The organism is Pseudomonas sp. Yb2C2 (assembly GCF_052112325.1).
GTDB lineage: Bacteria > Pseudomonadota > Gammaproteobacteria > Pseudomonadales > Pseudomonadaceae > Aquipseudomonas > Aquipseudomonas marginalis.
The window spans coordinates 1-3,023 of the sequence record NZ_JAVAJK010000055.1; the positions used below are offsets into that span (position 1 = coordinate 1).

3 protein-coding genes are annotated in these 3,023 nt (G+C 62.4%); all 3 read right to left on the bottom strand.

Annotated elements, in window-relative coordinates:
* Positions 1 to 173: 173 nt before the first annotated feature.
* On the bottom strand, positions 174 to 977 hold the full coding sequence (locus Q8X51_RS32090; RefSeq protein WP_027603627.1) for an IclR family transcriptional regulator: 804 nt from the start codon (positions 975 to 977) through the stop codon (positions 174 to 176).
* Positions 978 to 1,064: 87 nt separating this feature from the next.
* Entirely contained in the window at positions 1,065 to 2,030 is a 966-nt protein-coding gene (gene araH, locus Q8X51_RS32095) for an L-arabinose ABC transporter permease AraH (protein WP_065924819.1), read from the bottom strand.
* 19 nt (positions 2,031 to 2,049) lie between these two features.
* A partial coding sequence (locus Q8X51_RS32100) for an ATP-binding cassette domain-containing protein (protein ID WP_407695007.1) occupies positions 2,050 to 3,023 on the bottom strand: 974 nt, incomplete at its 5' end.

The window sequence follows — 3,023 nt, forward strand, 5'->3', positions numbered from 1 at the left end:
CCCCACGCCCAGTAGGTACCAACCCCGCGTAAACCCGTAGCAGCTGCCGAGCGCGAGCGAGGCTGCGTTGCGGTGTGTCAGCTACACCGCTGACGCGGCCTCGCTTGCGCTCGGCAGCTGCTACGGGGGGCCTTCATACTATGGGTGGGAGGGCCTTCACGCTACGGGGCTGGTCAGGCCTTCGCACCCAACTCCGCTGACAGCCGCGCTGCGACCTGTTTGATCACAGGGATCAGCTCGGCCATTTTCTCCAGCGGCATGTAGGGCACGGTACTGGCGATGCTGATGCCGGCGACGATTCGCCGGCTGGCATCGCGCACCGGTGCCGCCACGCACCGGATCGACGGTTCGTTGTCTTCCAGGTCGAACGCATACCCGCCCACCACATACTCACGCATGCGCTGCTCGAACTGCGCCCAGGATTGTTCTGGATGCTGCGGCCATTGCAGGTTTTTCCCACCCGCCGGCAGGCTGGTCTCGTACAAACGCTGCCACTCTTGCACCGAGTCATCCAGCAGCATCGCCTTGCCCACGCCCGTGCGCGCCAACGGCATGCGATGGCCGACCCGCGAGCGCATTTCCGGACCGTTGCGGCCAGGGTTCTTGTGCAGGTAGAGCACGTCGTCGTATTCGCGAATGGCCAGGTGGATGGTGTCGCCGGTCAATGCCGACAGCTCATCCAGGTACGGCACCGCCAGGGTCACCAGCGGCAGCTCTTCGCGGGCCTGAAACCCCAGTTCGATCAACTTCGGCCCCAACAGGTAGCCGACTTGCGGCACCACGCGCAGGTAACGCTCTTCCACCAGGCAACTGGCCAGGCGGTGGGTGGTGCTGCGGGTGGTGCCGATGCGCCTGGCGATCTCTTTCAGATCCCGCGCACCGGCCGCCACCGCCTGCACGACGCCCAGGCCACGCAGCAGGGTCTGGGTGCCGGTGGGGGCTGCGTCTTTGACGGGGGTGTGGGCGTTTTCCTGCATATCGGGCCTATAGGTATGAAAGCGGGGGCATTATGGCAAATACCGCCCCTCAATACAGTGGCGATCCAAAGGTGGGAGGTGTTCGATCTAGCGCTGCTTCATGCGGTCGATGATGACCGCCAGCAACAGGATCGAGCCACGAATCACGTACTGGTAGAAGGTGTCGATATTCTTCAGGTTCATCGCGTTCTCGATGATCGCCAGGATCAGCACCCCGGCAATCACATGGCGGATCATGCCGATGCCGCCGCTCAACGACACCCCACCCAGCACGCAGGCGGAAATCACCGTCAGCTCGAACCCCTGGCCGATCATCGGCTGGCCCGAGGTCATGCGCGAGGCGAGGATCACCCCGGCCAGCGCGCCGATCAGGCCGTGCACGGCAAAGATGATGATCTTGGTGCGATCAACGTTCACCCCCGCGAGCAACGCGGCTTCCTGGTTCCCCCCGATCGCCATGGTGTTGCGCCCATAGGTGGTGTAGTTCAACAGCCAGCCAAAAAACACAAAGCACAGCACGGTGATGATGATCGGCACCGGCACGCCCAACAGTTGGCCGTTGCCGAACACAAAGAAATCCTCGTTCATCACCCCCACCGCCTTGCCGTTGGAGAAGATGTAGGCCAGGCCGCGCACGATCTGCATGGTCGCCAACGTCGCGATCAACGCATTGATACGCAGCTTGGCGATGACAATGCCGTTGATCAGCCCTACCACCAAACCCATGGCTAATGCAGCGGATACACCGAGCGCCACGCTGTCGGTGTCGCGAATCACGATCCCCGCCACCACACCGGCGCAGGCAATCACCGAGCCCACCGACAGGTCGAAGTGCCCCGACGCCAGGCAGAACAGCATGGTGCAGGCGGCGATGCCCACGGTGGAAATCGCCAGGCCCAGGCCGCGCATGTTCAGCGGCGAGAGGAAGTTGTCGATAAACAACGCGCTGAGCACAAAGATGCCCAATGCCGCCAACAGCATCACCCAGTCATCGAGAAACTTGCGCTGGTTGAAGCCCGGCCAGAAGCCCTTTGCAGTTTTTACCTGAGACATGCCTACACCCTCTTATTCTTCAAGCCCGCGAACGCGGGAGTGCCAGTTGCAGCAGGCGTGCTTCATCCGCTTGATCGCGGCTCAGTTCGCCGGTCAGCGCGCCTTCGCTCATCACCAGGATGCGATCGGAGATGCCCATCACTTCCATCAGGTCGCTGGACACCACAATCACCGCAATACCGCTGGCGGCCAGGTTATGAATGATCTGGTAGATCTCCGACTTGGCGCCGATGTCGATGCCGCGAGTCGGTTCGTCGAGCAGCAGCACCTTCATCGGCATCGACAGCCAGCGGCCAAGAATGGCTTTCTGCTGGTTGCCGCCGGACAGGTACATTATTTTCTGTTCAGCGTTAGGCGTTTTGACTTTCATCGCCTTGATCTGCTGGTCGGCGTTGCCCTTTTCCCAACCGTCGCGCAACAGCCAGCCAAACGACGCATGGGCGCCACGGGCACTGATGTTGATGTTCTCGGCGACGCTTGCGAGCGGGAGGATGCCCTCCTTCTTGCGGTCCTCGGGGCACAGCAGTACACCGGCGGCGATGGCATCACGCGGTGAGCGCAGTGTCAGTGCTTCACCGCAGAGCTCCAGGCTGCCGGCGCTGGCGCGTTCCAAGCCGCTGAGCAAACGGAACAACTCCGTGCGCCCTGCCCCCACCAGGCCGAACAGACCGAGAATCTCGCCCTTGCGCACCTCAAAACTGACCGGCTCACGCAAACCCGGACCCAGCAAACCGTCGACCTTGAGCGCCACCTCACCGTGCTCGCGCGGGCGGTAGTCGTAGATGTCCTGGATGTCGCGGCCGACCATGCAGGTCACCAACTGGTCGTGGGTCAACGCGCTCATGTCGTCGAAGGTGCGCACGTAACGGCCGTCCTTGAACACCGTGACCGCGTTGCAGATGCGGAACACCTCTTCCATGCGGTGCGACACGTAGAGCACCACTTTGCCCTCGTCCCGCAGGCGCGTAATGATCGCCATCAAGCGGTCGATCT

Coding starts and splice junctions, on each gene's coding strand:
- Q8X51_RS32090 (WP_027603627.1), bottom strand. CDS start 977: ATGCAGGAAAACGCCCACACCCCCGTCAAAGACGCAGCCCCCACCGGC.
- araH (WP_065924819.1), bottom strand. CDS start 2,030: ATGTCTCAGGTAAAAACTGCAAAGGGCTTCTGGCCGGGCTTCAACCAG.